We start from the raw sequence: 25,805 nt of genomic DNA, 5'->3' as shown, positions 1-25,805 counted from the left end.
GCCCCGCCAAGGTCAACCCCAAGACGGCGCCCGCCGGGGCCGTCGCCCGGCCGCGGCCGCCGGGCGCCGCGGGCGCCGGCGGGGCAGGCCGCCCGCTGCGGCCCGCCCCCGGGGCCCGGCCCGCTAACCCGGCCGGCCAAGGCCAAGGCCAAGGCCAGGGCGTGGCCAAGCCCGGCGGTGGTCCACCTCGCGCAGCCGGGGCGAACCGGCCTGGCGGCCCGGCCCGGCCCGTGAACCACGCCAAGCCGGCCAGGCCCGCCGACCCAGCAGGGCCGGCTCGGCCGGCCGGTCCCGCCAGCCCGGCGACGGCCGGTGCCGGCAGCGTAGGCCCTGCGCTGCTGCCCGTCGCCGCCACCTCCGAGCCGCCCGTCGCGCCGGCAGACAGTGAGGCGATGCCCGCGGCGCCGGCCAGTTCCACTGCCCTCCGGGCCGACTGAACCTTCATGAACGTCGACACGGTCTTCACCCCCCTGCGCCTCAAGCTGGCGTTGATCGCCCTCCCACTGCTGCTGGTGGGGGCCTACCTGTGGATGATCGCCGCCGACCGCTACGTGAGCGAGTCGACGGTCGCGCTGCAGCGCGCCGGCGGTGAGGCGCAGGCCTTGCCGGGGGCGGCCCTGCTGCTGGCCGGCCTGTCGCCGCCTTCTCGCGAGGAGACGCTGTACCTGAAGCAGTACATGCATTCGCTCGGCCTGATCAAGGCGCTCGATGCCCGGCTCGGGCTGCGCCGGCACTATGCGGCCCAGAGGCGCGACCTGCTGTTCCGCCTCGGGGAGCGTGCCTCGCAGGAGGACTTCGTCGACTACTTCCGCAATCGGGTCGACATATCGATGGACGACCTGTCGTCCACTCTGACGGTGCGCGTGCAGGCCTTCGACGCCGCATTCGCACATCGCCTCAACCAGGAGATCCTCCTGGAGGCCGAGCGCTTCGTCAACGAGATGTCGCACAAGCAGGCGCGCGAGCAACTCGCCTTTGCCGAGGGCGAGCTGGCGCGTGCCGCCGACAAGTTGCAGGCGGCCAAGGGCGAGGTGCTCGCCTTCCAGAGCAAGAACCGATTCCTCGATCCCACTGTGCAAGCCCAGGCCAGCGGCTCGCTGGTGGCCGAGATGCAGGCCAGCGTGACGCGCGCCGAGGCCGAACTGCGCAACCTGCGCAGCTTCCTCAACGACGACGCGTTCCAGGTCAAGGCGCTGAAGGCGCAGATCGCCGCGACGCAGGCCCAGCTCAACGAGGAACGGGCCCGCGCGACCGGCACGGGACGGCAGAGCGAGCGGTTGGGGGCCTTGACGATCGAGTACCAGGGGCTGCAGACCAAGGCGGAGTTCGCCCTCGACGCGTACAAGCTCGCCCTGGCCGCGGTCGAGAGCGGCCGCATCGACAGCCAGCGCAAGATCAAGAGCTTGGTGGTGATCGAGCCCGCCACCCTCGCGGAGACGCCCGAATTCCCGCGCCGCTGGTACGACCTGGCGACATTGCTGGTGTGCAGCCTGCTGATCTATGGCGTGGTTCGCCTCGTTCTCGCCACGATTCGCGAACATCAGGACTGAGAGCCCATGAGAACGATCGAACGACTCCTGCGCGCCGGCCGGTCGGCGCTGATGCTGCCGCTGTGGCTGCTGGTCGTCGGCGCGGCGGCGCAGACCCCGGTGGCCGACCCCCTGAACACCGGTCCGCGTGGCCTGACCGATCTGCCGGCCCGCCGCGCGCCGCTGCCCGTGCCCGGCGCCGCCTCGGCGGCGACCCTGCCGGCCGCCACGCCCGCGACGCGCCCGACGCTCGCACTGCCGCCCGACCCGGCCACCGCCGAGAAGCCACTCGTCTTCGGCTCGCAGATCTTCACCGGCCGCTTCGGCAACGAGACCTTCTCCGGCTTCAACCCCGACTACCAGATCTCGGTGGGCGACCGCATCAGCGTGCGGATGTGGGGTGCGTTCACCTTCGATGCGGTGCAGCCGGTGGACGCCAAGGGCAACCTGTTCATCCCAAACGTGGGGCCGGTGGCGGTGCTAGGGGTGCGCAATGCCGACCTGAATTCGCAGCTCGAGGCGCAGGTCAAGCGCACCTTCCGCGGCAACGTCGGCGTCTACGCCACGCTCGAGGCAGCGCAGCCGGTCAAGGTCTACGTCACCGGCTTCGTGCGCGCCCCGGGGCTGTACGGAGGCATGTCGTCCGATTCGGTGCTGTACTACCTGGACCGCGCAGGCGGAATCGACCCGGACCGCGGGAGCTACCTGAACGTCGAGGTACGGCGGGGCAACCAGACCCGTGCGCGTATCAACCTGTACGAGTTCCTGCTGTCCGGGCGGATCGACGCGCTGCAGCTGCAGGACGGCGACACCATCGTCGTGCTGCCGCGCCGGCACTCGGTGCACGTCGCCGGCGACGTCGCCAATCCGTACGTCTTCGAGTTCGATCGCCCGACCCTCAGTGGCAGCGAGCTGCTCGAGCTGGCCCGCCCACGCCCGGGCGCCACCCATCTGAGCATCGAGCGCAGCCTCGGCGCCGAACGACGCAGCGAGTACCACGCGCTGGCAGACGCCTCGAAGGTCACCGTGCAGGACGGCGACGAGGTGCTGGTCACTTCCGATCGCTATCCCGGCACGATCCTGGTCCGCATCGAGGGCGCCCACCTCGGTGAACGCACCCTGGTGCTGCCGTACGGCGCGCGACTGAAGGACGCTCTCGATCGCATCCGTCCGGCGCCGCAGGCCCGCCTCGAGGCCGTCCAGCTGTTCCGCAAGTCGGTGGCGGCGCGGCAGAAGGAACTGATCGAGACCTCGCTGCGCAGCCTCGAGACCTACGCGCTCACGGCCCGTTCGGCGACCAGTGAGGAGGCTGCGCTGCGCGGCCGCGAGGCTCAGCAGATCCTCGAGTTCATCGAACGTGCCCGTCAGGTGCAGCCGCGCGGACAAATCATTCTGGCGCAGGGCAGCTCGGCCGGCGAGACGCTGATGGAGAACGGCGACGTGCTGCGCGTGCCGGAGCAGAGCAACCTCGTGCTGGTCAGCGGCGAGGTGCTGTTCCCGAGCGCGCTGGTGTTCGAGTCCGGGTCGCGCGCCGAGGGCTACGTGACGCGCGCCGGCGGCTACACGCAGGGCGCCGACCGCAACAAGCTGGTGGTGCTTCGGCAGGACGGCAGCGTGGCTGATGCGCAGGCCGCCGAGCCCCAGCCCGGCGACGAGATCATGGCGTTGCCGAAGATCGAGACGAAGAACATCGAGATCACGCGCGGCATCACGCAGATCGTCTACCAGATTGCGGTGGCCGCCAAGGTTCTGTTCGGGCTATAGCGCCGCCGGGCCGGTCCCGGCGGAGGGGATCCGGGGACATCCTTATAATTTCCTGTTCAGCACTACGGCGACCGGCCCTTGCCCGACGGTGGGTCGAGTGGCCGGCTCCGTCGGGGAGCAACGGCCGGCAGACCGATCGCAAGGCATCTCAGGCGGACAAGGACCGATGAACGTTCAAGAGTTTTTCCGAGGCAGGACCATCGTCGTGACGGGCGGCGTGGGCAGCGTGGGCAGCGAGATCGTTCGCCAGCTGCTGCAGTTCGAGGTCAAGGAAGTGCGCGCGCTGGACAACAACGAGTCGGCGCTGTTCGAGGCCGAGCACCAGTATTCAGCCGACCCGCGCTTCAAGGCCTATCAGGCCGACATCACCAACGAGTGGGAAACGCTGCGGGTCTTCTCGGGCGCCGACCACGTGTTCCACACCGCGGCGCTCAAGCACGTGCCGTCGTGCGAGCGCAGCCCGTTCAGCGCCATCGACACCAACATCATCGGCATCAAGTCGATCATCCGGGCGGCCCAGCTGAATCGCGTCCAGAAGGTGCTCTTCACCTCGTCGGACAAGGCGGTCAGCCCGACCAACGTGATGGGCGCCTCCAAGCTGCTGGGCGAGCGCCTGTTCATCGCCGCCAACCACATGTCGGTCGGCCCGGACAACGGCCTCGTCTTCTCCAACACCCGCTTCGGCAACGTCGCCGGGACCCGAGGCTCGGTCATCCCGCTGTTCTGCCGGCAGATCGAGCGCGGCGGGCCGGTCACGCTGACCGACGAGCGCATGACCCGCTTCATCATGAGCCTGGAGGAAGCCACCCAGCTCGTGATCGAGAGCATGATGCACGCACGCGGCGGGGAAACCTTCATCACCAAGATGCCCTCGCTGTGCGTGGCCGACCTGGCCCGGGTGATGGTCGAGTTGATCGCGCCGGTCTACGGCCGCAACCCGCGCTCGCTCGAGATCAAGGTGACCGGCGCGCGGCCGGGCGAGAAGCTGTGGGAGGAGCTCAGCACCGACGAGGAGAGCCGGCGCATCCTAGAGGGCGACCGCTACCTTTGCGTGCTGCCGTCCGCCAACGACATCCCCGAGGACATCGGCACACGCTACAAGGCGCTCGGGCTCGAGCGCTCGTCCTGCGTCTACAACAGCGCCAACGAGCCCAAGATGACCGACGCGGAGATCAAGCGCTTCCTCCTGCGCGACGGCGTGCTCCCGGGCGACATCCTGCTCGCGCTGCGTAAGTCGCCGGGCCTGCTCGCGGCCTGATTGCCGGCAGTGCCGGGTTCGACGTCCCGCCGCACCAACCCGGGATCGCGGCGGCGTCAGCCATACACCCCCTTCAGCGGAGTTTCGTAATGAAAGTACTCGTTCTCGGTGGCGACGGCTACCTCGGTTGGCCGACCTCAATGCACCTGTCCGCCCACGGACACGAGGTGCTGGCCGTCGACAACTACCTGCGCCGGCGATTGTCGCGCGAGGAGGACTCCGAGGCGCTGTTCGAGGTGCCGAACCTGCATCGGCGCGCGCAGTTGTGGAAGGAAAAGTCCGGCAAGTCGATCGAAGTCCGCATTGGCGACATCTGCGACTGGGACTTCATCGCCGCGCTGTTCGGCGAGTTCCGTCCCGATGCGTTGATCCACTACGCCGAGCAGCCGTCGGCGCCCTACTCGATGAAGAACCGGCCGGCCGCCGCGTTGACGCTGCACAACAACCTGACGGCCACGTTCAACGTGATCCAGGCGGTGCACGAGTTCGCGCCGCAGTGCCATATCGTCAAGCTCGGCACGATGGGCGAGTACGGCACGCCGAACATCGACATTGAGGAAGGCTGGATCGACATCGAGCACAAGGGCCGCCGGCAGAAGTTCCTGTTCCCGCGCGCCGCGGGCAGTCTCTACCACACCACCAAGGTGCTCGACACCGACCTGCTGTGGTTCTACGTGCGCACCTGGGGCCTGCGGGTCACCGACCTGATGCAAGGCCCGGTGTACGGCCTGGAAACCTACGAGAACCGCGGCGACGAGTCGCTCTACCCGTTCTTCAACTATGACGAGTTGTGGGGAACGGTCATCAACCGCTTCCTGGTCCAGGCGGTCGCTGGCTACCCGCTCACCGTCTACGGCAAGGGCGGCCAGACGCGCGGCTACCTGGACCTGCGCGATACCCTGCAGTGCCTGCGCCTGTCGATCGAGAATCCGGCCCAGGCGGGCGAGCTTCGCATCTTCAACCAGTTCGTCGAGACCTTCTCCGTCAACACCCTGGCCGATATGGTGCGTGCCTCGGGCAAACGGCTCGGGATCGAGGTCAGGATCGACAGCCTGCCGAACCCGCGCAAGGAACTGGAGGAGCATTACTACAACCCGGCGCACACCGGCCTGCTCGAACTGGGCCTGCAACCGCACCGGCTCACGCCGGAGCGCATGGACGAGATGCTGTCGGTGATCCAGCGCTACAAGGACCGCATCCGTACCGACTGCATCTTCCGCAACGTGCGCTGGAACCGCTGAAGCGGCCCCGGTCGACCGCGCCCCGACGGCATCAACTCACTGGACGGCCATGGAGATGAACGACATGACGGCGGACCTGGGTCCGCTCATCGACGTGCCTGCCCGGAGCGCCGACGATGCCTGGGTGGGCGGGCTGGCGCTGAATTCGCTGTATGCGCTGAAGCTGCGTCTGGTTGCGCAGCAGCCGGGGGAGCGTGAAGGCCGGGTGCGGCTCGAGTTCGGCCACGTCGATCTGTCCGGGCGATTCTGGACCTTCGACGAACGCGAGCTCGACCTGCCGGTGGTCTCCGACGCCGACGCAGACTTCGCCCAACGCGGGCGCTGGTATGAGCAGTTTCTGTTCTTCTCGACCAACGAGAACGTCAACGCATTGCGCTGGCAGGGGCCGGGCGAGACGGACGTCGCGCCGGTCGTGCGCGTGGCCCGCATCGTCGTCTTGTACCCACAGGTCGAGTCCTTTCGTCGCACGCTGGCCGGCATGGCCGAGCGCCGCACGCGGCTGCGCGGTCGCGAGTACCAGCCGTTTCTCGGGATGGAGTCGGCCACGGCCTACCTCGACGCGCTCAACGAGGCGATCGCCCCCGGTCCGCGCCGTCTGCCGCACTTGCGCGGCCAGTTCGGCGAGCGCGACGAGCGGGTGGCCGGCCCGAGGGTCGGTCTGGTTGGCGACGACCTGCTGGCCGGCCTGCTCGACTCCTCGGCCGCCTGCGTCAAGCTGACGCCGGACAACCTCGCGCTGGTGCGCGACGACCGTCTCGACCTGATCATGGTGCAGCGGCGCGCGGTGGGCATCGGCCCGCAGGGCATGTCCGATGCCGCCGAGGCGGCCTATCTGGCCGACCTGAGCTCGGCCCTGTCGGTGACGCGGGTGCCGATCGTCGAGCTGGCCGACGACCCGCGCACGCCCGTCGGCGTCACCCTGCGCCCGCTGCGCAACAGCGAGCTCGACATTGAGGTCGCGGGGTCGGAGTACGAACTGGCGCGCTTCGAGCCCGTCCGCGGCCCGCTGTGGAACAGCCGCAACATCGCGATCCCCTGCGTGTCCGACCTGTACCAGTACACGGAATTCCAGGAGGCCGCGAACAAGCTGGTCGACAACGGCTTCTCGCTGGCACTCAGTGAGACCAACTTCGACCATGTACCGGTGCGGACCTGGGAGCGCTTCGAGTCGCCGCGCGTGAAGTCGTTCGGGCGCCTGTCGCCACGCGCCCAGTCGGCGGTCTTCCAGAGCTGCGGCTTTGCGCTCGTGCCGGGTCGGAGCCTGCGCCCCCTGGCCGACGTCGTCAACCTGTGCACGATGGCGCTGCAGAGTGGTGCGCTGCCGATCGTTTTCGGCGACCCGCTGCCGGCACCGCTGGACCTGATCGCCGAGAGCGCCAACGGATTGGACAGCCTGCATGCGTACCTGTCGCAATTCAGCGAGGACCTGGTGCGCGAGCGCCACTGGGTGAAGCGCTTCCGCCAGTTCGTGGCGCGCAGCGCGCAGGGACGCCTGTGCGATGCGCTGCAAGACTTCACCGCAGGCCGGCGCATCGCCCGGGCCGGCGGCACTCTGCCCTCGGCCGAGCTGATCTGCATCTCGAAGCGGCCCGAGAACCTGGACATCATCGCCGAGAACTACCTGCGGCAACGCTATCCCAACCTCGGCATCCACCTGATCTGGAACGTGCCGGCCGAGACCGCGCAGCACTGCGTGGACCAGACCGACCGCATGAACCTGCCGAACATGCGCGTGAGCGTGCTCGACGAGGCCCACAACATCGGCAGCTGCCTGAACTACGGGCGCCGCCAGTCTCTGGCGGACTTCTGGTTCAAGTTCGACGACGACGACTACTACGGCGCCAACTACGTCGGCGACTCGGTCAATTACTACCGCTGGGTGGGCGCTGACGCGGTGGCCAAGCCGGCAGGCTTCGTCCACTTCAAGCGCTCGCAGGAAGTGTTCGTGCGCAACCTCTCGGGCGTCTACCTCTGGCACCTGGCGCGCACGTTCCCGGACCGGCCCTACCTGTGCGGCGCCACGTTGAGCGGGCGGCGGGCCTCCGACCTGCCGCTGTTCTCGACCAACTACCGCAACAGCTGCGACTCGAAGTGGATGGAAAGCCTGCCGGAGAACAATTTCCGCATCTTCGCCTCCGACCCGTTCAACCACGTCATCTTCCGCGGCGATGCAAGCTCGCACACCTGGCAGGCCTCCGAGCAGATGCTGACCAACAATTCGCGATTGCTCGCGTCGCGCTTCGTGGCGCCGACCTTCGATGCCGAGTAGGACCATCGGTGGCATGGCCACCTTCCCGGCGCGCGCGGCCAGCCTGCGGGCGGTGGTGGCGTCGATCGCCGGACAGCTGGACCTGCTCTACCTGTACCTGAACGAGTACCAGCAGGTGCCTGCCTGGCTGGGCGAGTTCGGCAACGTCCGGCCGCTGCTCGGCCAGGGTGCGGCCGGCAACCTGAGCGCCACCGGCAAGTTGGCCTTCCTCCAGCACGAGAGTGCCGGCACCTGCTTCACGCTCGACGATGACATCCTCTACCCGCCCGACTACGTCGCGCGGATGGTGGCGCTGCGCGAGCGGCTGCGCGGCGGCGTGGCGTTGTGCGTGCACGGCTCGGTCCTCCCCGACATCGCTTCCTGGTACTACGAGCGCAGCTGGCTGCACGACTCCGAGACCCCGCTGCGGCATGCCACGCCGGTGAACCTGGCCGGTTCGGGCACGTTCTGCTTCGCGCTCGACGAGGTGCCCCTGCGCTTCGAGGAGTTCCTCGGTCCGGTGCAGGTCGATCTGGCGCTGTCGCGGCGCCTGCTCGGTGCGGGGCAGCCCTTGCTGGCGGTGCCGCGCGAGGCGGGCTGGATCCGTTTCGTCCCGCACGACGGCATGACCCGGGCATTCAAGCGCCGGATCACCCAGCACACACTGAGCCTTCGCCAGTGCCCGGAGCTGTCGTCGCGGCATGTCCGGCAGGTGTGCGCCGAGTTCGCCGCCGGCCGGCCAAGGATGCCCGAACTCGCCGGGGTCGAGCAGTTCCTCGAGCTGTTCGCCCCGCCCACCGCCGAGGCCGGTCAGCCGCAGACCTTTCCGGTCACGCCCTACTTCATGACCAAGGCGGTGGAGTTCGCCGCGCTCTGGTCCGCCCGCTAGGCCCATCGAACCATGAACAAGCAGCTCTTCGTCCTGTGCCACTCGGACCGCGCCTGCGCCAGCGCCATCGAGGCGGTCATGAACTCCTGCCAGATTCCGTCGCTGGCGCCGGAAGCCAACCCGGCGGGCGAGGACCTTTCGTCCATCCTCGAGGGCGTGCTCGCGATGGCCGGGCTGACTCCGACGCAGATGATCCCCCGCGGCTGGGCCGGCGCACTTCAGCCGAGCTTCGACGCCGTGGCGGCCTTCTACCTCGACGCGCTGCTCGCCGGCCAAGCCTCCAGCGGCTACCTCAGCGCCAGCGCAAACGCCTTCTTCGTGGATGCCTGGCGGGCGCTGTGCGCGCGCATGTCGGTGTCGGTGCGCTTCGTCTACGTGCGGGACTTCTCCCGCCTCTACCAGCCGAGCAAGGATGCGCCTATGTCGGCGGCAGACTTCAACGTCGCCCTCGCGCTGCTGCGCCAGGCCGGCGCGGACGTGCTGTGCTTTGAGGCCGACGAGCTGCGAGGCGGAAGCACGGCGCTGCTGGCGCCGCTGCTGAGCGGCTCGCGCAGCCCGGCCCAGTTGCCCGCCGCACAGGTGGCCGATGTGGTGCGCAACCTGCCGGGTGCGCTGCGCGCGGAACTCCCGGCCGAGATCGCGGCGCTGCACCGGCTCTATGTCGGTCGTCGGCGCGGCATCGCTCTGACGTTGCCGGCGGGCTCGCCGGACTTGGCACTGCTCGAGAGCTCGGCGCAGCCGCGCACGGCTTTCCATCTGTGGCTCGAATCGGGCGCCGCCAGCGGCGCGCGTGCGCTGGCGGCTGCAACGGCCGTGCCGGCTCCGGCACGTCCCGACGGCGACCTGGTAGCGCTGCTGGTGCAGCGCGAACGCCGCATCGACGCGCTGATCCAGCAGCTGCGCGAGCAGGAGGCGGCGGCTGCCATGCAGAAGCCGGTGCGCGGCAAACGGGTCGGCGCCGCCGCGGAGGCCGGTGATGGACCGAAGTCCGTGCCAGCCGCCGGCGGACCCGCGCACAAGCGTTCGATTCCCGAGCGAGTCTGGCGCAAACTGAAGAAGATCGCCACCAAGATTCGTCCTGCGGCGAGTGCACCGGCGCCGGACAAGCGCGTTACAGGCTGACCCCCGCCCACCGCGGATTCAAAGGAGCGACCCATGTTGCGCAAGATGTTCCTGGTCCTTGGTCTGTCCGGCGCGCTCGCCTGCCCGGCCATCTCGATCGCCCGCCCGTCGATCATGTTCGCCGCCGGCTGGGATCCGGAGGCCGTCCGGCTGGTGCGCGAGAAGTTCGGCGAAGTCGACTACCTCAGCTCCGAGGTGACCGACGAATCCAGGCCGGGCCCGGCGCAGGTCTTCGCGCTGCCTGCCAGCCTGGAATCGGTGCGACGGCAGGCCGGCGCACCGTGCAACCTGAAGGGCGGTCCGACGCTCGTCATCTACGACCCGGAGCACTGGGAGGCGACGCCGGAGAGCGACCGCCGCGACCTGCCGGCGACCATCGAGGCCGGTGCCGACGCCGTGCGAGCGAGCGGCTGCCGCAAGTTCGGCCTGGCGCCGGACGGCCAGTTCATCGGGCTGGAGCCGAAGGAGTGCCGCGCCGCGCCGAGCGCACTGGCACGCAGCGTCAACTGGAAGAAGGTCGACGTGCTGGTGCTGCAGGCGCAGCGCCTCCTGTCGGACAAGTGCGGTGGCCGGGCCAACATCGCCGAGTACAGCCGCTTCGTCGCGGAGTGGTCGCGCCTCGTCAAGGCGGCCAACCCGGCCATCAAGGTGTTCCCGAGCATGACCTTCCGCTACACCGACGTGGCGACGATGTCCGAGGCGATCCGCAGGACCCGGCGCGACGTGGACGGCTACTACCTGGCCTATCCCTCGTCCAAGTCGGGCATCAACTGTGATCACTGCCGCTCGACCAACCTGAAGAGCGTGGTGGATACGATCGGCACCACCCAGTGACCTCAGGCCCCTGAAAGCGCCGCGATCATGGACAACAACCGCCCCATCCTCGTCACCGGCTCCGGACGCAGTGGCACCTCGCTGTGCATGTATTTCCTGGAGGCGCTGGGGGCGGTGATGTCGCCCGAGATGATCCCCGCCAGCCCGCAGAACCCGGATGGCGGGCGCGAGGACACCGAGATCTTCCAGCTGCACCAGGCGCTGCAGCGGTCGCTGAACACCCATGCCTCACTGCCGATGCCACCGCGCTGGCTCGAGCAGGAGGCCGTCCAACGCACCAAGCAGGCGCTGCGCAAGATCGTCAGCGAGCGCCTCCAGATCGACCCCTCGCGCCCCTGGGCGGTGAAGGATCCGAACCTGGCCTATTTTCTGCCGCTGTGGACCCACCTGTTCAACGGCCTGAAGCAGGTGCCGGTCCACGTGCTGTGCGTCCGCTCCCCGGAGGCGATGTGCCGATCGATGGAATCGCAGTACGGCGTGGGCCCCGACGAATCGCTGATGGTCTGGATGCTGCGCAACGCCTACACGCTGCGGCATACCGGAGGCAACTGCCTGGTCGTCCACTACGAGGCCTGGGAACAGGACGGGCTGGCCCAGCTCGGCCGCCTGGCCGCACAGCTGCTGCCCGGACAGGCCCATACCGCCGAGAGCCTGCGTGCGGTGCTGGAGCAGGTGTTCAAGCCAAGCCTGAACCGGGCGGGCGCGTCGCCGTTGGCCCCCACCGCCAATCCGGCGGCGCGGCGCTTCTACGAGACCCTCCAGCAGGTGCCCGGCGGTGCAATGGCCGGCCGCGACGCCCTGCAGGTGGCCGAGGAATGCCTGGCGCAGATCGAGCAGTTTCGCGGCATGGCCTCGGTGGCTCAGATGGCGTTGCGCCAGGTGGCGGGGCTGCGTGCGCCCGGACGCGAGCCCGGCGCCCGCAACCCGGCCGGCGGCAACGCCGAGGCTGCAGCGCCGGACAGCGTGGGCCGCCTGCGACGCCTGCTGGCCGACGCCCAGCAGGCCCTGAAGACGCTGCAGGATGCCTATGCCGAACGCGTGGCCGAGGCCGACACGCTACGGGTCGCCTGCGACCGGCTGACCGACAGCATGGACGCGCAGCAGACAATCGCAGCCTCGACGGCCCGGCACGTCAAGGTGCTCGAGGCCCGCATCATGGAGCTGCGCTCGCAGCTGGAAACGACCCGTCGGCTGTGGGCGTCCTGAACGGGACTGGTCAGCCGCCCGGCATCGGGCGGGACGAGCGGGCGCGCCAGAAGCGGCAGCGCCCCTGCGTGGTCTGGTTCACCGGCCTGTCGGGCGCCGGCAAGTCGACCTTGTCCGGCCTGGTCGACCGGCGCCTCTTCGAGCTTGGCTACCACACCTACCTGCTCGACGGCGACCACCTGCGGCGCGGCCTGAACCAGGACCTCGGCTTCAGCCACGCCGATCGGGCCGAGAACATCCGCCGTGCTGCCGAGGTGGCGTGCCTGATGGCGGATGCCGGCCTGATCGTGCTGGCCGCGTTCATCTCGCCGTTCCGGGCCGAGCGGCGCCGGATCCGCGACCTGCTGCCCGCCGGCGAGTTCGTCGAGGTCTTCGTCGACGCGCCGCTGGCCGTCGCCGAACAGCGCGATCCCAAGGGGCTTTACAAGAAGGCCCGACGCGGCGAGCTGAAGCAGTTCACCGGCATCGATTCACCCTACGAGGTGCCGGAAGCCCCGGACCTGCGCCTGCCCACCGATCGCCTCAGCGCGGAACAGGGGCGCGACAGCGTGCTGGCCCTGCTGGCGCAACGCGGCATCATCCGCGCCGCTGGGGCGTAACGGGCGGGCCACCCACGGACCGGACGCGATAATCAACGGCGAGCCGCCCGACCGGCTTGATGCCCCGGACCCGACCGCCCCTGTCCCCCATGTCCCTGCGAGAACGGGCGCGACGATTGGCCAGCGCCCTGCGCCTGGCCCTCTATGGCCCGCCGCTGCTGCGCCTGGTGCGGCTGCTGCGCCGAGGCCGCGGCAGCGGTGCAGGCTACGTCGACCTGTGCCTGCAGCTCGGTCTGGCGGCGCGCGCGCGGGCTGCTCTGCCGTCCGTGCCGGCGGCGCCGCCGCGCCCGTCTCTGGCGATCCGACTGGCCGCACTGTCGGGCCGGGTCGAGGAGGCGCTGGCGCTGGCGCAGACGCTCGCCGGACGCCTGCCCGACCCGACCGTGCCGCGGCGCGAACTCGACGCCGCCATCGCCTGCGTGGCGCCCCTGTCGGCGCCGGCCGCACTCTCGCTGATCCAGGCGAGCGGCCACACTCATGCGGCCCTGCCGGCCCTGCGCCTGCAGCTCGGCGACCGAGCCGGTGCCGCAGCGCTGCTCGCGGCACGCCCGGCTCCCGACCCGCAGCGCTGGCTGCTGTGGGCCAACCTGCAGGACGAGCCGCTGCGCCAGCTTGAAGGTTTCAACCGCTTCCTCGCCGCACACGACCTGGCCCCGGTGCACCTGGACGACGCGAGCCGGCCCCTGTCGGTGGGTAATCTGCGCGCGTCGGTGCCGGCCGGCCACGCGCCGGGCAGCGGCGAACTGCTCAGCGTCGTGATGACCTGCTACGACTGCGCCGCCTACGTCGACGCCGCCCTGCGCTCGGTACTCGGTCAGAGCCACGCGACGCTCGAGCTGATCGCAGTGGACGACGGCAGCCGCGACGACACCTGGCAGCGCCTGCTGGCCGCGGCCGCGGCCGATCGGCGCGTACGGCCGGTGCGCCTGCGCCACAACGTCGGCACCTATGCCGCCAAGAATGTCGGCCTGGGGCTCGCACGCGGCGAACTGCTGGCCTTCCAGGACGCGGATGACTGGTCCTGCCCGGAACGCTTTGCCCGCTGCCTGTCTTTGCTGCGCCGGCGACCGTGGGTGCAGGCCGTGACCTGCGAGTACGTGCGCTTGCAGGACGACGGGCGCTTCTGGTCCGGCCTGGTGTGGCCGCTGCAGCGCCGCACGCCCAACTCGGTGCTGCTGCGGCGCCGTGCGCTGGATCGCATCGGATTCTTCGACGAGCACCGCTTCGGTTCGGACGGCGAGTTCGTCGGCCGGCTGATCGCGAGCGTCGGCCCGCGCGGCCTGCACCGCATAGCGCAACCGCTGATCGTGGCCGCGCGTCGCGAGAACTCGCTGATGACGGCGCCGGCGACCGGGCTGGACGCGCGCGGCCGGTCGCAGGTTCGCGCCGATTTCCAGGAGGCCTGGACCGAGTCCCTGCTGCAGCGCGCACTGGCGGGTGAGTCGCACTACCGGGCGGCCGTGCAGGGCACGCCGGCGCTGATCGTGCAGGCACCATGATCCGCCCGGCCCTTGCCTGCGCACTCTCGCGATGACCACGCCCGCCACGCCCCCTCTGGCCCTGTTGTTCGATCTCGGCGGGGTGCTCCTGAACGTCGACTTCGAGCGCGCGCTCGAGGCCTGGGCGCCGTTTTCGGCGCTCGGCATCGACGACCTGCGCCGCCGTTTCACCTTCGACGCGGCCTACGCACATCACGAGCGCGGCGAGATCGGCGCGCAAGCGTACTTCGCCCATCTGATTGAGCTCCTGAAGCTGCGTGCCGCCGTCGACCAGGTCGAAGCCGGCTGGAACGCGGTTTTCGTGGGCGAGATCGTCGAGACGCGCCGGCTGGTCGAGACCGCGCGGCAGCGCATGACTTGCTGCGCGTTCACCAACACCAACGCCAGTCACATGCGCACCTGGTCGGCGCTGTACCCCCGGGTGGTGTCGACCTTCGACCGGATCTTCGCGTCCCACCAGATGGGCCTGCGCAAGCCGGAGCGTGCCGCGTTTGAGTACATTTGCCGCAGCCTCGCGCTGCCGCCGTCAACCATCCTGTTCTTCGACGACCTGGCCGAGAACGTCCAGGCCGCGCAGCAGGCGGGATTTCAGGCCGTGTGGGTTCGCACACCCCGGGATGTCGCCGAGGCGCTGCGGGCCGCGGGCGTCGCCTGAGTCTCCGACCCTCACGTCTGCCGGGATCCTCCCATGCCCACCCCCGAGTTCATCCGAGCGTTGCGTTCACGGGTCGGCCATGAACTGTTGCACGTCCCGACCGTCGGCGTGCTGGCGCACGATGGAGCAGGCCGCATCCTGCTGGTGCAGGATCGCGACGACGGGCAGTGGACCTGCCCGGGTGGCATCGTCGAGCCGTTCGAACTGCCCGCCGACGCGGCCCTGCGCGAGGCCTGGGAAGAAACCGGTGTCGAGGTCCGCCTGACCGGCATCGTCGGCATCTTCGGCGGCGAGCATTGCGGCGGCACCTACGCCAATGGCGACCGTATCGCCTGGGTGGCCACCATCTTTTCGGCGCAGGCGCTCGGGGACCGTGCCACGCCCGACGGCGGCGAGACCTCCGCCGCATGCTTCATGTCGCCGTCGGAGATCGCCCGGGCTCCGCTCAAACCGCACCTGCGGCTGTTCCTGGACGCACTCGCCAGCGGGCGACCGGGCTACTTCCAGCCGCCGAGTTGGTCGCAGCAAGGCGATCGGCCCGGCGTGGAGCACACCTCGATCGAGGGCCCCTGAGACGGCCCGGCGTGTGCAGAGGTGGTCGACCGATCCCCGCCTTGCGGGGGGCGGTGCGTCGGAACAGGTCCAGATAATACGCACGGTCTGCATGGTCTCCCAACCCAGAGGATGAAGGTTCTCACCGTCTTCGGCACCCGACCCGAAGCCATCAAGATGGCACCGCTGGTCAAGCACCTCGAGGCGGTGCCCGGCATCGAGTCACGCGTGTGCGTGACCGCCCAGCACCGGCAGATGCTGGACCAGGTACTCGAGCTGTTCGAGATCCGGCCCGACCACGACCTGGACCTGATGCGCCCGGGCCAGGACCTGACCTCGATTACCTGCGAGATCCTGCAGTCGATCCGCGGCGTCTACGCGGCGGAGCAGCCCGACATCGTCCTGGTGCACGGCGACACGACGACCACCTTCGCCGCCTCGCTGGCCGCCTTCTACCAGCGCATCGCGGTCGGCCATGTCGAGGCCGGGCTGCGGACCGGCGACCTCTACGCGCCCTGGCCCGAAGAGGCCAACCGCCGTCTGACCGGCGCGCTCGCCCAGCTGCACTTCGCGCCAACGGCGACCTCGCGTGAGAACCTGTTGCGCGAAAACGTGCCCGACGAGCGGATCGTCGTGACTGGCAATACCGTCATCGACGCTCTGCTGGCGGTGCGCGGCAAGCTGGAGCAATCGGCCGCGCTCAGCGCACCGCTGGCCGGACGCTTCCCGTTCCTGCGCCCGGCCGCCCCGCTGCTGCTGATCACGGGCCACCGGCGCGAGAACTTCGGCAGCGGCTTCGAGCGCATCTGCGCCGCGATCGCACAGCTCGCCCGGCGCCATCCGTCTTTGGACCTCGTCTATCCGGTGCACATGAACCCGAACGTTCGCGAGCCGGTCGGCCGGCTGCTCGGCGGCATCGGCAATGTGCACCTGATCGAGCCGCTGGACTACCTGCCCTTCGTCTACCTGATGTCGCGTGCAACCGTGATCCTGACCGACTCGGGCGGCATCCAGGAGGAGGCGCCCTCGCTGGGCAAGCCTGTGCTGGTGATGCGCGACACCACCGAGCGCCCGGAGGCCGTCGCCGCGGGCACGGTGCGACTGGTCGGCACCGACACGCTGCGCATCGTCGACGGCGTGACCGGCCTGCTCGACGATCCCGAGGACTACCGGCGCATGAGCGTCGCCCATAACCCCTACGGCGACGGCCATGCCTGCAAGCGCATCGCGGACGCCCTCCTTGCCAAGCTGCCGCAATGAACTCGATGAACAATACCAACAAGATCCAGACCGTGTGCATGGTCGGCCTCGGCTACATCGGCCTGCCGACGGCGGCGATGTTCGCCGCCCGCCGCACCAAGGTGATCGGCGTCGACATCAACCAGCACGCGGTCGACACCATCAACCAGGGCCGCATCCACATCGTCGAGCCCGAGCTGGACATGATCGTGCACAGCGCGGTCCACCAGGGCTGGCTGCGCGCCACCACCCGCCCGGAGCCGGCCGACGCTTTCCTGATCGCCGTGCCGACGCCGTTCAAGGGCGATCACGAGCCGGATACCAGCTATGTCGAAGCGGCGGCGCGCTCGATCGCTCCCGTGCTGCGCGCGGGCAACCTGGTGGTGCTGGAGTCCACCTCGCCGGTGGGCACCACCGAGCTGATGGTGCGCCAGCTCGCCATGGCGCGGCCCGACCTGCGCTTCCCGACAGGCGACGACGACCAGGAGGTCGACGTCTGCGTGGCCTACTGCCCCGAGCGCGTGCTGCCCGGCCAGGTGGTGCGCGAGCTTGTCGAGAACGACCGCATCATCGGTGGCCTCACGCCCCGCTGTGCCGAGCGTGCCACCGCGCTGTACCGCATCTTCGTCAAGGGGCAGCTGCTGGTGACCAACGCCCGCACCGCCGAGATGTGCAAGCTCACCGAGAACTCATTCCGTGACGTCAACATCGCGTTCGCCAACGAACTCTCGCTGATCTGCGACAAACTCGACATCGACGTGTGGGAGCTGATCCGTCTGGCCAACCGCCACCCGCGTGTGAAGATCCTGCAACCCGGGGCCGGTGTGGGCGGGCACTGCATCGCCGTCGATCCGTGGTTCATCGTCGACAGGACGCCAGACGAGGCGCGCCTGATCCGCACCGCGCGCGTCGTGAACGACGGCAAGCCCGCCTGGGTGATCGGCAAGGTCGCACAGGCGGTCGAGGCGCTGGCGCGCGAAGGGCGTGCCGGCGAACCCACCGTTGCGCTGCTCGGCCTGGCCTTCAAGCCCAACATCGACGACCTGCGCGAGAGCCCTGCCCTGCACATCGCCGAGGCGCTGACTCGCTCGTTGAGGGCCCGCTTCCTGCTCGTGGAGCCGAACGTGCAGTCACTGCCCGCCAGCCTGCGAGAACAGCCTTTGGTCGACGTGGCCACGGCCCTGGCGCAGGCCGACGTGGTCGTCGTGCTGGTAGCACATAAGGAGTTCGGCGCGATCCGCGCGGCGCTGCAGCCGCACCAGCGCGTCGTCGACGCCGTCGGCCTGCTGGGCCGCTGAGCGCGCCGCGCGGAAACGACCGACCCGAGCCCGGTCACCGGGTCGCGGCACCGCCCCAAGCGACGAAACCCGGGTTCTCGAAGCCGGGCTTGCCGTACCGCATCGGCTGGCCGTCGAGACACTCGACGCGCCCGCCGGCCGCCGCCAGCACCGCATGACCTGCGGCGATGTCCCACTCCATCGTGCGGCCCAGCCGCGGATACAGGTCGGCCTCGCCTTCGGCCAGCAGGCAGAACTTCAGTGATGAACCGACCTTGCGCGTGCCCGCCAGGCGACGACCCGCGAGAAACGGGGCGAGTGGCGGCACGTCGCCATGCGAGCGGCTGGCCACGACCACCAGGCCGTCGGCCGGGGGCGGGCGCACCGCCAGCGCCCGTCGCTCGCCCGCCTGCTCGACCCAGGCGCCCACGCCCTGCGCGCCAGCGAACAGCTGGTCCAGCGCCGGCGCGAGCACGACCCCGAGTACCGGCACCCCGCGCTGCACCAGCGCGACGTTGACCGTGAACTCGCCGTTGCGGTCCACGAACTCGCGCGTCCCGTCGAGCGGATCGACCAGCCAGAACTCCTCGCCGACCGCGGGGAGGCCGTGCTCGGCGCAGGCCTCCTCGGCAACCGCGGGCACCCGGGGCGCGAGCCGTCGCAGCGCCGGCAGGATCAGCGCCTCGGCCCGATGGTCGGCGTCGGTCACCGGCGAGTCGTCGACCTTGCGGTGCAGGTCGTACGCCCCTTCATAACACGCCAAGACGGCCGAACCGGCCGGGCGCACGATGTGCGCAACCTGTTCGAGCAGGTCGTCCAACTGGTGGGGTGGAAAGAACATGGCGGGCAATGCCGTCGCGCAGATCGCGCACAGCCGGGTCGCGTCGGAGCGACAGACTATCATCGCGGTCCCCGACCCGCTCCCAGTGTTCCATGTCGCAGACGGATGCTCGGCAGCACCAACGTACCGAGCCCGCGCCGGCACCCGATCGGGCATGAGCGTGGACGGCTTCTACGTCACCCGCCACGTCGGCCCGTGGATGCGGCCGCACCTGGACCGCTTTCTCGGCGCGCCGCTGCGCTACCAGCCCGTCGGCCGGCCCGGCCCGGGCGCGCTGGGCATCGTCGGCTGGGGCCTGAAGGGTGTGTTCGCCGCCAGCGCCGCGTATGCGCAGCGCATCGGCATGACGTACTACGCCGTCGAGGACGGCCTCCTGCGCTCGATCGAGCCGGGCGACGGGTCCATCGTGCTGAGCCTGTCGGTCGACCCGGTCGGCGTCTACTACGACGCGCGCCGGCCGTCGCGGCTCGAGCAGCTGGTCGCGCGCGGCGTCGACGCGGCGCAGCAGGTGCGTGCGCAGGCGCTCGCGCAGCAGTGGTGCGCGGCGCGCGTGTCGAAGTACAACCACGCCCGCGAGCTGCCGCCGCCGGTGCCCGGGCCGTTCGTGCTGGTGGTCGACCAGACCTTCGGCGACGCCTCGATCGCCTACGGCCTGGCCGACGCGGCGAGTTTCACCCGCATGCTCGAGGCCGCGCTGGACGAGCACCCCATGCTGCCGGTGGTGCTGAAGGTGCATCCGGACGTGATCGCCGGCCGCAAGCGCGCCCACTTCGGCGCGCTGTCGCCGGGCCAGGCGGCCCGGGTCACGTTGCTGGCGAGTGATTCGCATCCGCCGGCGCTGCTCGAGGCGGCGCAGGCGGTCTACGTGGTCACCTCGCAGATGGGCTTCGAGGCGCTGCTGTGGGGCAAGCCGGTGCGCTGCTTCGGCATGCCCTTCTACGCCGGCTGGGGCCTGACGCACGATGCCCTGCCGGCGCCGCCGCGGCGCGGCGCGGCCACGCTGCCGGCGCTGGTGCACGCCGCGCTGATCGAGCACCCGCGTTACCTCGATCCCGAGACCTTCGAGCGTTGCGAGCCCGAACGGGCCATCGCCTGGATGGCGCTGCAGCGCCGCCAGCGCGCGCGTTTCCCGGCGCAGGTGCAGGCGGTCGCCTTCTCGGACTGGAAGAAGCCGATCGCACGCCTGTTCCTCGCCGGCAGCACGCTGCAGTTCGTCGACGCCCCGCAGCCGCTCGGCGCGGCCGGCGCCCGCGCGGTGTGGGGCCGGCCCAAGGACGGCGACCCGGTCACCGAGACCGGCGGCGCGCCGCTGCTGCGCGTCGAGGACGGCTTCCTGCGCTCGGTAGGCCTGGGGGCGAACTGGGTCCAGCCGCTGTCCTGGGTGGTCGATGTGGTGGGCATGTATTACGACGCCACACAACCCTCGGCGCTGGAGCAGCTGCTCGAGTGCGGCGGCTTCGAGCCCGCGCTGCTCGAGCGGGCGCGTTCGCTGCGTGCCGCGATCGTCGCGTCCGGCGTGACCAAGTACAACGTCGGCGCCGGCGCCTGGCAGCGCCCGGCCGGCGGTCGGCCGGTGGTGCTGGTGCCCGGCCAGGTCGAGAACGACGCCTCGATCGCCTACGGCGCGCCGGGCCTGCGGCGCAACCTCGATCTGCTGCGCGCGGCGCGCGAGCGCCGGCCCGACGCCCACCTCGTCTACAAGCCCCACCCCGACGTGCTGGCCGGCAAGCGTCCGGGTGATGCGCATGCCGACGAGGCGCGCCGCTGGTGCGACGAGATCGTCACCGATGCGCCGATGCACCGCCTGCTGGAGGCGGTCGACGAGCTGCAGGTGCTGACCTCGCTGGCCGGCTTCGAGGCCCTGCTGCGCGGCAAGCCGGTGGTCTGCCACGGCCAGCCCTTCTACGCCGGCTGGGGGCTGACCGAGGACGTGCTGCCGCATCCGCGCCGCACGCGCCGCGCGACGCTCGACGAGCTGGTGGCGGCCGCGCTGATCCTCTACCCGACCTACGTGAGCCGCCGCAGCGGCGCGTTCACGACACCCGAGCGCGTGCTGTACGAACTGGCCCACTGGGCCGAGAGCGCGCCGCCGCCGGAGCGCCCGGTGCTGCGGGCGCTGCGGCAGGTCAAGCGATGGCGCGATCGGCTTCGACGTCGATGACCGCCGGTGCGGCACGCCGCACCAGCGACAGCCGCGCGGCGCGGAAATGTTTCAGCGCGATCTCCGCGGTGGCCTCGATGTCCTGGGCCGTGTAGGCCCAGGCGTCGCCGGGGGCCTGGTAGCAGCGCAGCACGGTGGCGCGCAGCGCCTGCCCGGCCTCGCGGTCGCCGTCGCCCGCCAGCACCTCGGCCAGGCGCTGCGCGAAGTCGACCTGCGTGGCCGTCACGAGGCTGGGCGCGTCGGCATAGAAGCTCGGCGCGAAGCAGATCACCCGCTCGCCGCGCACCAGCGACTCGAAGCCGACCGTGGAGTTGATGCACACCACCACCGGTCGGGCGCGGTGGAAGCGGCCGAGGTTGCCGCCGACCATGCGCGCGCCCTCGGGCAGCCGGTAGCGCGTGGCATCCATCGGGTGGCGCTTGAACAGCAGCACCGCGTTCGGCGCGACACGCGTCACCTCGGCGGCGAGGAAGTCGATGAAGGCCTGGTTGTTCTCGAACGGCGAGTGCAGCACCAGCTGCGAATCGGTCTGCAGCTGCAGCGGCACGACGATCAGCGCGCGACCCTTGCGCGCCGGCAGCGCCTCGTCGTGCTCGCTGGCGAGGTGGTGCTCGGTGAGCCACTGCGCCCAGGCCAGGCGCAGGTAGGGGCCGACTGCGTAGCGCTTGTGCTGCATGCGCGCCCGGTCGGGCTGCAGCAGGCAGGCCAGCAGGTTGCGCAGCAGGAAGAGCGCGAAACGGGTGCGCAGCCAGGGCTCGGAGCGCCGCGGCGTCAGCGGCGCGTCCTCCGCAATGCCGGTGATGCCGGGCAGCGCCTCGGCACGCCTGAGGCTGAAGCGCGAGTTCAGGCCCAGGGTGCTGAGGCTGGAGGTCATCAGCCGGAACGCGCCGCGCTCGAAGTACAGGATCACGACGCCGAGTTCCTGCGCCGCCAGCCGCGCCGCCACCGAGAACGGCCGCGCGTCGGAGAACACCAGGCACAGCTCGATGCACTCCTGCGCGAAGCGCTGCTTGAACCACTCCACCGCATGCGCGAACACCGCCATCGAACGCGGGTCCTGCATCGGCGCCCAGGTGGCGTGCTCGAACTCCGGCGGCAGCTCGCGCAGATGGTCGGACAACCCGGGCTGCCAGACGATGGACCGGTCTGCGCCGGTGTAGAGCCGGTAGGCCGGCGACGACAGCAGTGCCACCACCTCCCCGCCGGTGCGCCGCGCCAGAACGCCGGCCAGCGCCTGGAAATGGCGGCTGTAGGCCGGGTCGACGTAGGCGATGTTCATGGAGCCGCCGATTGTCGCACTTCCGCCACGGCGGGCGCCTCCTGCGCCGGGTGGACCCGGTACTCCGGCACCGCCTCGGCCAGCCACTGTCGCACCTGTGCATCGCCGTCCGGGGCCTCGCCTGCCGCCCGGTCCAGCAGCGCGGCCACCCGCTCGACGCCGCCGCCCAGGCGCGCCAGGTGGATGCTCGCGATCGGGGTGGGCAGCGTCGAATCGGCGTCGGCCAGCAGTTCCTCGTACAGCTTCTCGCCCGGGCGCAGGCCGGTGAAGACGATCTCGATCTCGTCGTCGCCGTGGCCGGAGAGCCGGATCATGTCGCGCGCCAGGTCGACGATGCGCACCGGCTCGCCCATGTCCAGCACCAGCACCTGGCCGCTTTCCCCGATCGCCGCGGCCTGCAGCACCAGGCGCGCCGCCTCGGGGATGGTCATGAAGTAGCGGATGATGTCCGGGTGGGTCACGGTGACCGGCCCGCCGCGTGCGATCTGCTCCTTGAACTTCGGGATCACGCTGCCGCTGGAGCCCAGCACGTTGCCGAAGCGCACCGCGATGAAACGCGTGCCTGGGTGGCGCGGCGCGAGCAGGCCCATCGCCATCTCGGCGGCGCGCTTGGTCGCACCCATCACGTTGGTCGGGTTGACCGCCTTGTCGGTGCTGATCAGCACGAAGCGCTCGGCCCCCGCCTCGGCCGCGGCCCGCGCGGCGAACCAGGTGCCCAAGGTGTTGTTGCGCAGCGCCGCCCAGGCGTTGTGCTGCTCCATCAGCGGCACGTGCTTGTAGGCCGCGGCGTGGAACACCATCTGCGGGCGCCATTGTCCGAACACGGCGCGCAGGTGCTCCGGGTCGCGCACGTCGCCCACCAGCCGCACCAGCGGCAGGCCGGGGTGCGACTCGCCCAGCTCCTGCTCGATGGCGTAGAGGTTGAACTCGCTGAGTTCGTAGAGCACCAGCCGCGCCGGCCCGTAGCGTGCGATCTGCCGGCACAGCTCGGCGCCGATGCTGCCGCCCGCGCCGGTGACGAGCACGGTGCGGCCGGCCAGCGTCTCGCCGATGCCGGCTTCGTCGAGCACCACCGGCTCGCGGCCGAGCAGGTCTTCCGGCTCGATGTCGCGCACGCGCTGGCGCGTGCCCTCCTGCAGTTCGCTGGCGTTGGGCACGGTCAGCACCGGCAGCCGGGTCGGCAGCACCAGGTCGATGGCGCGGCGGCGCTGTGCACGGGTGGCGGTCGGCATCGCGATCACGAGGTGGGTGATGCCGTGCAGCGCCGCCTGCTCGGCCACCGTGTCGAGCCGGCCGAGCACCGGGATGCCGCCGATGCGCGCGCCCTGCTTGACCGGGTCGTCGTCGAGCAGGCCGACGACGGTCCAGCCGTCGCCCGCGACGCCGGCGATCAGCCGCCGCGCCGCGCCGCCGGCGCCCAGGATGAGCGCGCGGCGCGTCTCGGTCGCGCGGCCGGTGATGCGGCTGCGCATGTGCTCGTAGAGCATGCGGTAGGCCACGCGCACCAGCGTCAGCCCCATCAGCGTGACGAACGGGTGCAGCGCCAGCACGGCGCGCGGCACGCCGCGCAGCCCCAGGCCCATCACCGCGGCCGCCCCCACGGCGCCGGCCAGCGCGCAGGCCAGGCCGAGCCGCTTGATGTCGCCGAAGCCGGTGAAGCGCCACATGCCGCGCGGCACCGCGAAGGCCAGGAACACCGCCAGGTACAGCGCCACCAGGCCCGCCAGCACCGGAGTGTCGTAGGCCGGCCGGGCCGAGACCCAGCGCTCGAAGCCGAGGCGGAACAGGTAGGTGGCGTTCCAGCACACCACGATCACCAGGCCGTCGATGGCGAGCGCGAACAGCTGCCGGTGCGGGCGGATGCGCGTGAGCAGGGTGTCGAGCGCGAGCCAGTTCATGTCTGCCCCTCGTCCGACGAGTACGTCGGCCGATCCCCCGAGGGGATGCGGGCCGGCTTGGGAGCGGCCCGGCGCTCGGCCCTCATGCCGCCCTCCCCCACACCGCGCGCACGGTGCGCCAGATCACCTGCAGGTCGGTCGCCAGCGAGGCCTGCTCGACATAGGCCTCGGCCAGACGCAGCTTGCGCGGCAGCACCACGTGCACGTACTCGTGCTCCGGGTCGGCGGCGCGCGCCAGTTGCGCGCTCTCGTCGCGGTACTCGATCGACGCCGGGTCGGTGATGCCGGGCCGCACCGACAGCACCTTGTCGCGCAGCGCCGGCGGGTACAGCGCCACGTAGCGCGGCAGCTCGGGGCGCGGCCCGACCAGGCTCATGTCGCCCACCAGCACGTCGACCAGCTGCGCCAGCTCGTCGAGCTTGGTCGCGCGCAGCCAGCGGCCCGTGCGCGTGATGCGCGGGTCGTCGCCGACCGTGATCGGCGCGCCGGCCGCACCGTCGTGCATGCTGCGGAACTTGTGGATGCGGAACGGCACGCCGTGGCGGCCGACGCGCTCCTGGCGGAAGAACACCGGGCCCGGCGAGTCGAGCTTGACAGCCAGCGCGATCAGCATGAACAGCGGGCTCAGCAGCAGCAGACCGAGTGCAGCGACCAGCACGTCGAACACCCGCTTGGCCACCGCGTCAGATCACCTTCGCGCGCATCAGGTCGTTCGAGTTCAGCGCGCCGACCAGGCGCCCCTCGGCGTCGACCACCAGCACGCTGGTGATGCGGTGCAGCTCCATCAGGTCGGCCGCCTCGACGGCCAGCGCGTCACTGCGCACGGTCTTGGGCCCGGGGTGCAGCACGTCGCCGGCGCGCAGCTCGCGCAGGTCGCGCCCGGCCTCGATCAGGCGGCGCAGGTCGCCGTCGGTGAAGATGCCCAGCACGCGGCGCTGCGCATCGACGATCGCGGTGGCGCCCAGGCCCTTGCGCGTCATCTCGCGCATCGTGTCCACCAGGCCGGTCTCGGGCGCCACCGCGGGCACGGCGTCGCCCGAGCGCATCACGTCGTGCACATGGGTCAGCAGCTTGCGGCCGAGCGCGCCGCCGGGGTGCGAGCGCGCGAAGTCCTCCTCGCGGAAGCCGCGCGCGTCCAGCAGCGCCACGGCCAGCGCATCGCCGAGCGCCATCTGCGCCGTGGTGCTGGCGGTGGGCGCCAGGTTCAGCGGGCAGGCCTCCTGGTCGACCGCGCACGAGAGCACCAGGTCGGCATGCCGCGCCAGCGTGCTCTCGCTCCGGCCGGTCATCGCGATCAGCGTGACGAGCAGGCGCTTGATCGCCGGCAGGATGGCGGCCAGCTCGTCGCTCTCGCCCGAGTTGGAGATCGCCAGCACCACGTCGCCGGCGGTGACCATGCCGAGGTCGCCATGGCTGGCCTCGGCCGGGTGCACGAAGAGGGCCGGCGTGCCGGTGGAGGCGAGTGTCGCGGCGATCTTGCGGCCCACGTGGCCGCTCTTGCCCATGCCCATCACGACCACCCGGCCGCGGCAGGCCAGGATCGCGCGCACCGCGGCGACGAAGGAGTCGCCGACACGCGCCTTCAGGCCCTGCAGCGCGGCCGCCTCGATGTCGAGGGTGCGGTGCGCGAGGGCGAGCAGCTGCACGTCGTCGGGCGCGGCGGGGGTCGGCACGGCAGAGGTGGTCATCGGGTCGGCTGGCAGGGCAGCCGGGC

20 protein-coding genes and 1 pseudogene are annotated in these 25,805 nt (G+C 70.7%); 16 read left to right on the top strand and 5 right to left on the bottom strand.

What is annotated here, in order from left to right; translation table 11 throughout:
• Nucleotides 1-443: 443 nt before the first annotated feature.
• The 15 genes and pseudogenes from D9C15_RS30650 (at nt 444) to wecC (ending at nt 17,933) form a co-directional block, all read left to right on the top strand.
• Complete coding sequence (locus tag D9C15_RS30650; RefSeq protein WP_128003295.1) at nt 444-1,550, top strand: KpsE/RkpR family capsule polysaccharide export protein; 1,107 nt, start codon at nt 444-446, stop codon at nt 1,548-1,550.
• Between the two features lie 6 nt (nt 1,551-1,556).
• Complete coding sequence (locus D9C15_RS30645; protein ID WP_240668659.1) at nt 1,557-3,293, top strand: polysaccharide biosynthesis/export family protein; 1,737 nt, start codon at nt 1,557-1,559, stop codon at nt 3,291-3,293.
• A 166-nt stretch (nt 3,294-3,459) separates the two neighbouring features.
• Nucleotides 3,460-4,551 carry a polysaccharide biosynthesis protein gene (locus tag D9C15_RS30640; protein ID WP_128003294.1) on the top strand — a complete coding sequence of 364 codons (1,092 nt, stop codon included), beginning with the start codon at nt 3,460-3,462 and terminating at the stop codon, nt 4,549-4,551.
• Between the two features lie 89 nt (nt 4,552-4,640).
• Nucleotides 4,641-5,792: an NAD-dependent epimerase/dehydratase family protein gene (locus D9C15_RS30635; RefSeq protein ID WP_128003293.1), complete on the top strand. Its 1,152-nt coding sequence runs from the start codon at nt 4,641-4,643 to the stop codon at nt 5,790-5,792.
• Between the two features lie 64 nt (nt 5,793-5,856).
• Nucleotides 5,857-8,061 carry a hypothetical protein gene (locus D9C15_RS30630; protein ID WP_128003292.1) on the top strand — a complete coding sequence of 735 codons (2,205 nt, stop codon included), beginning with the start codon at nt 5,857-5,859 and terminating at the stop codon, nt 8,059-8,061.
• Between the two features lie 13 nt (nt 8,062-8,074).
• On the top strand, nt 8,075-8,929 hold the full coding sequence (locus D9C15_RS30625; RefSeq protein ID WP_128003291.1) for a glycosyltransferase family protein: 855 nt from the start codon (nt 8,075-8,077) through the stop codon (nt 8,927-8,929).
• Between the two features lie 12 nt (nt 8,930-8,941).
• Entirely contained in the window at nt 8,942-10,051 is a 1,110-nt protein-coding gene (locus tag D9C15_RS30620) for a hypothetical protein (RefSeq protein ID WP_128003290.1), read from the top strand.
• Nucleotides 10,052-10,084: 33 nt separating this feature from the next.
• On the top strand, nt 10,085-10,885 hold the full coding sequence (locus D9C15_RS30615; RefSeq protein ID WP_128003289.1) for a hypothetical protein: 801 nt from the start codon (nt 10,085-10,087) through the stop codon (nt 10,883-10,885).
• 27 nt (nt 10,886-10,912) lie between these two features.
• Nucleotides 10,913-12,091, top strand: a complete 1,179-nt coding sequence (locus D9C15_RS34255; protein ID WP_240668658.1) for a hypothetical protein — start codon at nt 10,913-10,915, stop codon at nt 12,089-12,091.
• 23 nt (nt 12,092-12,114) lie between these two features.
• Nucleotides 12,115-12,690, top strand: a pseudogene (gene cysC / locus D9C15_RS34250) (adenylyl-sulfate kinase); the annotation flags it as partial.
• A 116-nt stretch (nt 12,691-12,806) separates the two neighbouring features.
• On the top strand, nt 12,807-14,189 hold the full coding sequence (locus D9C15_RS30605) for a glycosyltransferase family 2 protein (protein ID WP_205854955.1): 1,383 nt from the start codon (nt 12,807-12,809) through the stop codon (nt 14,187-14,189).
• 31 nt (nt 14,190-14,220) lie between these two features.
• Complete coding sequence (locus D9C15_RS30600) at nt 14,221-14,844, top strand: HAD-IA family hydrolase (protein WP_128003286.1); 624 nt, start codon at nt 14,221-14,223, stop codon at nt 14,842-14,844.
• A gap of 33 nt (nt 14,845-14,877) precedes the next feature.
• The gene (locus D9C15_RS30595) at nt 14,878-15,417 is read left to right on the top strand and encodes an NUDIX domain-containing protein (RefSeq protein ID WP_128003285.1); all 540 of its coding nucleotides are present in this window, start codon (nt 14,878-14,880) and stop codon (nt 15,415-15,417) included.
• Nucleotides 15,418-15,528: 111 nt separating this feature from the next.
• Nucleotides 15,529-16,656: a non-hydrolyzing UDP-N-acetylglucosamine 2-epimerase gene (gene wecB / locus D9C15_RS30590; RefSeq protein ID WP_128003284.1), complete on the top strand. Its 1,128-nt coding sequence runs from the start codon at nt 15,529-15,531 to the stop codon at nt 16,654-16,656.
• A gap of 5 nt (nt 16,657-16,661) precedes the next feature.
• Complete coding sequence (wecC, locus tag D9C15_RS30585; protein ID WP_128003283.1) at nt 16,662-17,933, top strand: UDP-N-acetyl-D-mannosamine dehydrogenase; 1,272 nt, start codon at nt 16,662-16,664, stop codon at nt 17,931-17,933.
• 34 nt (nt 17,934-17,967) lie between these two features.
• Here the strand turns inward: wecC and cysQ are convergent, their stop codons facing one another.
• The gene (cysQ, locus tag D9C15_RS30580) at nt 17,968-18,753 is read right to left on the bottom strand and encodes a 3'(2'),5'-bisphosphate nucleotidase CysQ (RefSeq protein WP_128003282.1); all 786 of its coding nucleotides are present in this window, start codon (nt 18,751-18,753) and stop codon (nt 17,968-17,970) included.
• A 154-nt stretch (nt 18,754-18,907) separates the two neighbouring features.
• Between cysQ and D9C15_RS30575 the strand changes: the two genes are divergently transcribed.
• Nucleotides 18,908-20,914, top strand: coding sequence for a capsule polysaccharide biogenesis protein (locus D9C15_RS30575; RefSeq protein WP_205854954.1), 2,007 nt, complete (start codon nt 18,908-18,910; stop codon nt 20,912-20,914).
• Here D9C15_RS30575 and D9C15_RS30570 read toward each other — a convergent pair.
• The 4 genes from D9C15_RS30570 to D9C15_RS30555 form a co-directional block, all read right to left on the bottom strand.
• The gene (locus D9C15_RS30570; RefSeq protein ID WP_128003281.1) at nt 20,880-22,193 is read right to left on the bottom strand and encodes a capsular polysaccharide export protein, LipB/KpsS family; all 1,314 of its coding nucleotides are present in this window, start codon (nt 22,191-22,193) and stop codon (nt 20,880-20,882) included. The genes D9C15_RS30575 and D9C15_RS30570 overlap by 35 nt on opposite strands.
• The gene (locus D9C15_RS30565) at nt 22,190-24,091 is read right to left on the bottom strand and encodes a polysaccharide biosynthesis protein (RefSeq protein ID WP_128003280.1); all 1,902 of its coding nucleotides are present in this window, start codon (nt 24,089-24,091) and stop codon (nt 22,190-22,192) included. The genes D9C15_RS30570 and D9C15_RS30565 overlap by 4 nt, the downstream gene beginning before the upstream one ends.
• An 82-nt stretch (nt 24,092-24,173) precedes the next feature.
• On the bottom strand, nt 24,174-24,770 hold the full coding sequence (locus tag D9C15_RS30560) for a sugar transferase (RefSeq protein ID WP_128003279.1): 597 nt from the start codon (nt 24,768-24,770) through the stop codon (nt 24,174-24,176).
• A gap of 4 nt (nt 24,771-24,774) precedes the next feature.
• Complete coding sequence (locus tag D9C15_RS30555) at nt 24,775-25,779, bottom strand: KpsF/GutQ family sugar-phosphate isomerase (RefSeq protein WP_128003278.1); 1,005 nt, start codon at nt 25,777-25,779, stop codon at nt 24,775-24,777.
• Between the last annotated feature and the right edge of the window lie 26 nt (nt 25,780-25,805).

The sequence above is a fragment of the Piscinibacter defluvii genome (assembly GCF_004011805.1).
GTDB classification, from domain to species: domain Bacteria; phylum Pseudomonadota; class Gammaproteobacteria; order Burkholderiales; family Burkholderiaceae_C; genus Piscinibacter; species Piscinibacter defluvii.
Note: the sequence above shows the minus strand (reverse complement) of the source record. Positions and strands in the feature narration are given on the sequence as shown.

What these genes read in the sequence shown, in the direction of transcription:
- D9C15_RS30650 (WP_128003295.1), top strand. Translation starts at nt 444, where the DNA reads ATGAACGTCGACACGGTCTTCACCCCCCTGCGCCTCAAGCTGGCGTTG.
- D9C15_RS30645 (WP_240668659.1), top strand. Translation starts at nt 1,557, where the DNA reads ATGAGAACGATCGAACGACTCCTGCGCGCCGGCCGGTCGGCGCTGATG.
- D9C15_RS30640 (WP_128003294.1), top strand. Translation starts at nt 3,460, where the DNA reads ATGAACGTTCAAGAGTTTTTCCGAGGCAGGACCATCGTCGTGACGGGC.
- D9C15_RS30635 (WP_128003293.1), top strand. Translation starts at nt 4,641, where the DNA reads ATGAAAGTACTCGTTCTCGGTGGCGACGGCTACCTCGGTTGGCCGACC.
- D9C15_RS30630 (WP_128003292.1), top strand. Translation starts at nt 5,857, where the DNA reads ATGACGGCGGACCTGGGTCCGCTCATCGACGTGCCTGCCCGGAGCGCC.
- D9C15_RS30625 (WP_128003291.1), top strand. Translation starts at nt 8,075, where the DNA reads ATGGCCACCTTCCCGGCGCGCGCGGCCAGCCTGCGGGCGGTGGTGGCG.
- D9C15_RS30620 (WP_128003290.1), top strand. Translation starts at nt 8,942, where the DNA reads ATGAACAAGCAGCTCTTCGTCCTGTGCCACTCGGACCGCGCCTGCGCC.
- D9C15_RS30615 (WP_128003289.1), top strand. Translation starts at nt 10,085, where the DNA reads ATGTTGCGCAAGATGTTCCTGGTCCTTGGTCTGTCCGGCGCGCTCGCC.
- D9C15_RS34255 (WP_240668658.1), top strand. Translation starts at nt 10,913, where the DNA reads ATGGACAACAACCGCCCCATCCTCGTCACCGGCTCCGGACGCAGTGGC.
- D9C15_RS30600 (WP_128003286.1), top strand. Translation starts at nt 14,221, where the DNA reads ATGACCACGCCCGCCACGCCCCCTCTGGCCCTGTTGTTCGATCTCGGC.
- D9C15_RS30595 (WP_128003285.1), top strand. Translation starts at nt 14,878, where the DNA reads ATGCCCACCCCCGAGTTCATCCGAGCGTTGCGTTCACGGGTCGGCCAT.
- wecB (WP_128003284.1), top strand. Translation starts at nt 15,529, where the DNA reads ATGAAGGTTCTCACCGTCTTCGGCACCCGACCCGAAGCCATCAAGATG.
- wecC (WP_128003283.1), top strand. Translation starts at nt 16,662, where the DNA reads ATGAACAATACCAACAAGATCCAGACCGTGTGCATGGTCGGCCTCGGC.
- cysQ (WP_128003282.1), bottom strand. Translation starts at nt 18,753, where the DNA reads ATGTTCTTTCCACCCCACCAGTTGGACGACCTGCTCGAACAGGTTGCG.
- D9C15_RS30575 (WP_205854954.1), top strand. Translation starts at nt 18,908, where the DNA reads ATGAGCGTGGACGGCTTCTACGTCACCCGCCACGTCGGCCCGTGGATG.
- D9C15_RS30570 (WP_128003281.1), bottom strand. Translation starts at nt 22,193, where the DNA reads ATGAACATCGCCTACGTCGACCCGGCCTACAGCCGCCATTTCCAGGCG.
- D9C15_RS30565 (WP_128003280.1), bottom strand. Translation starts at nt 24,091, where the DNA reads ATGAACTGGCTCGCGCTCGACACCCTGCTCACGCGCATCCGCCCGCAC.
- D9C15_RS30555 (WP_128003278.1), bottom strand. Translation starts at nt 25,779, where the DNA reads ATGACCACCTCTGCCGTGCCGACCCCCGCCGCGCCCGACGACGTGCAG.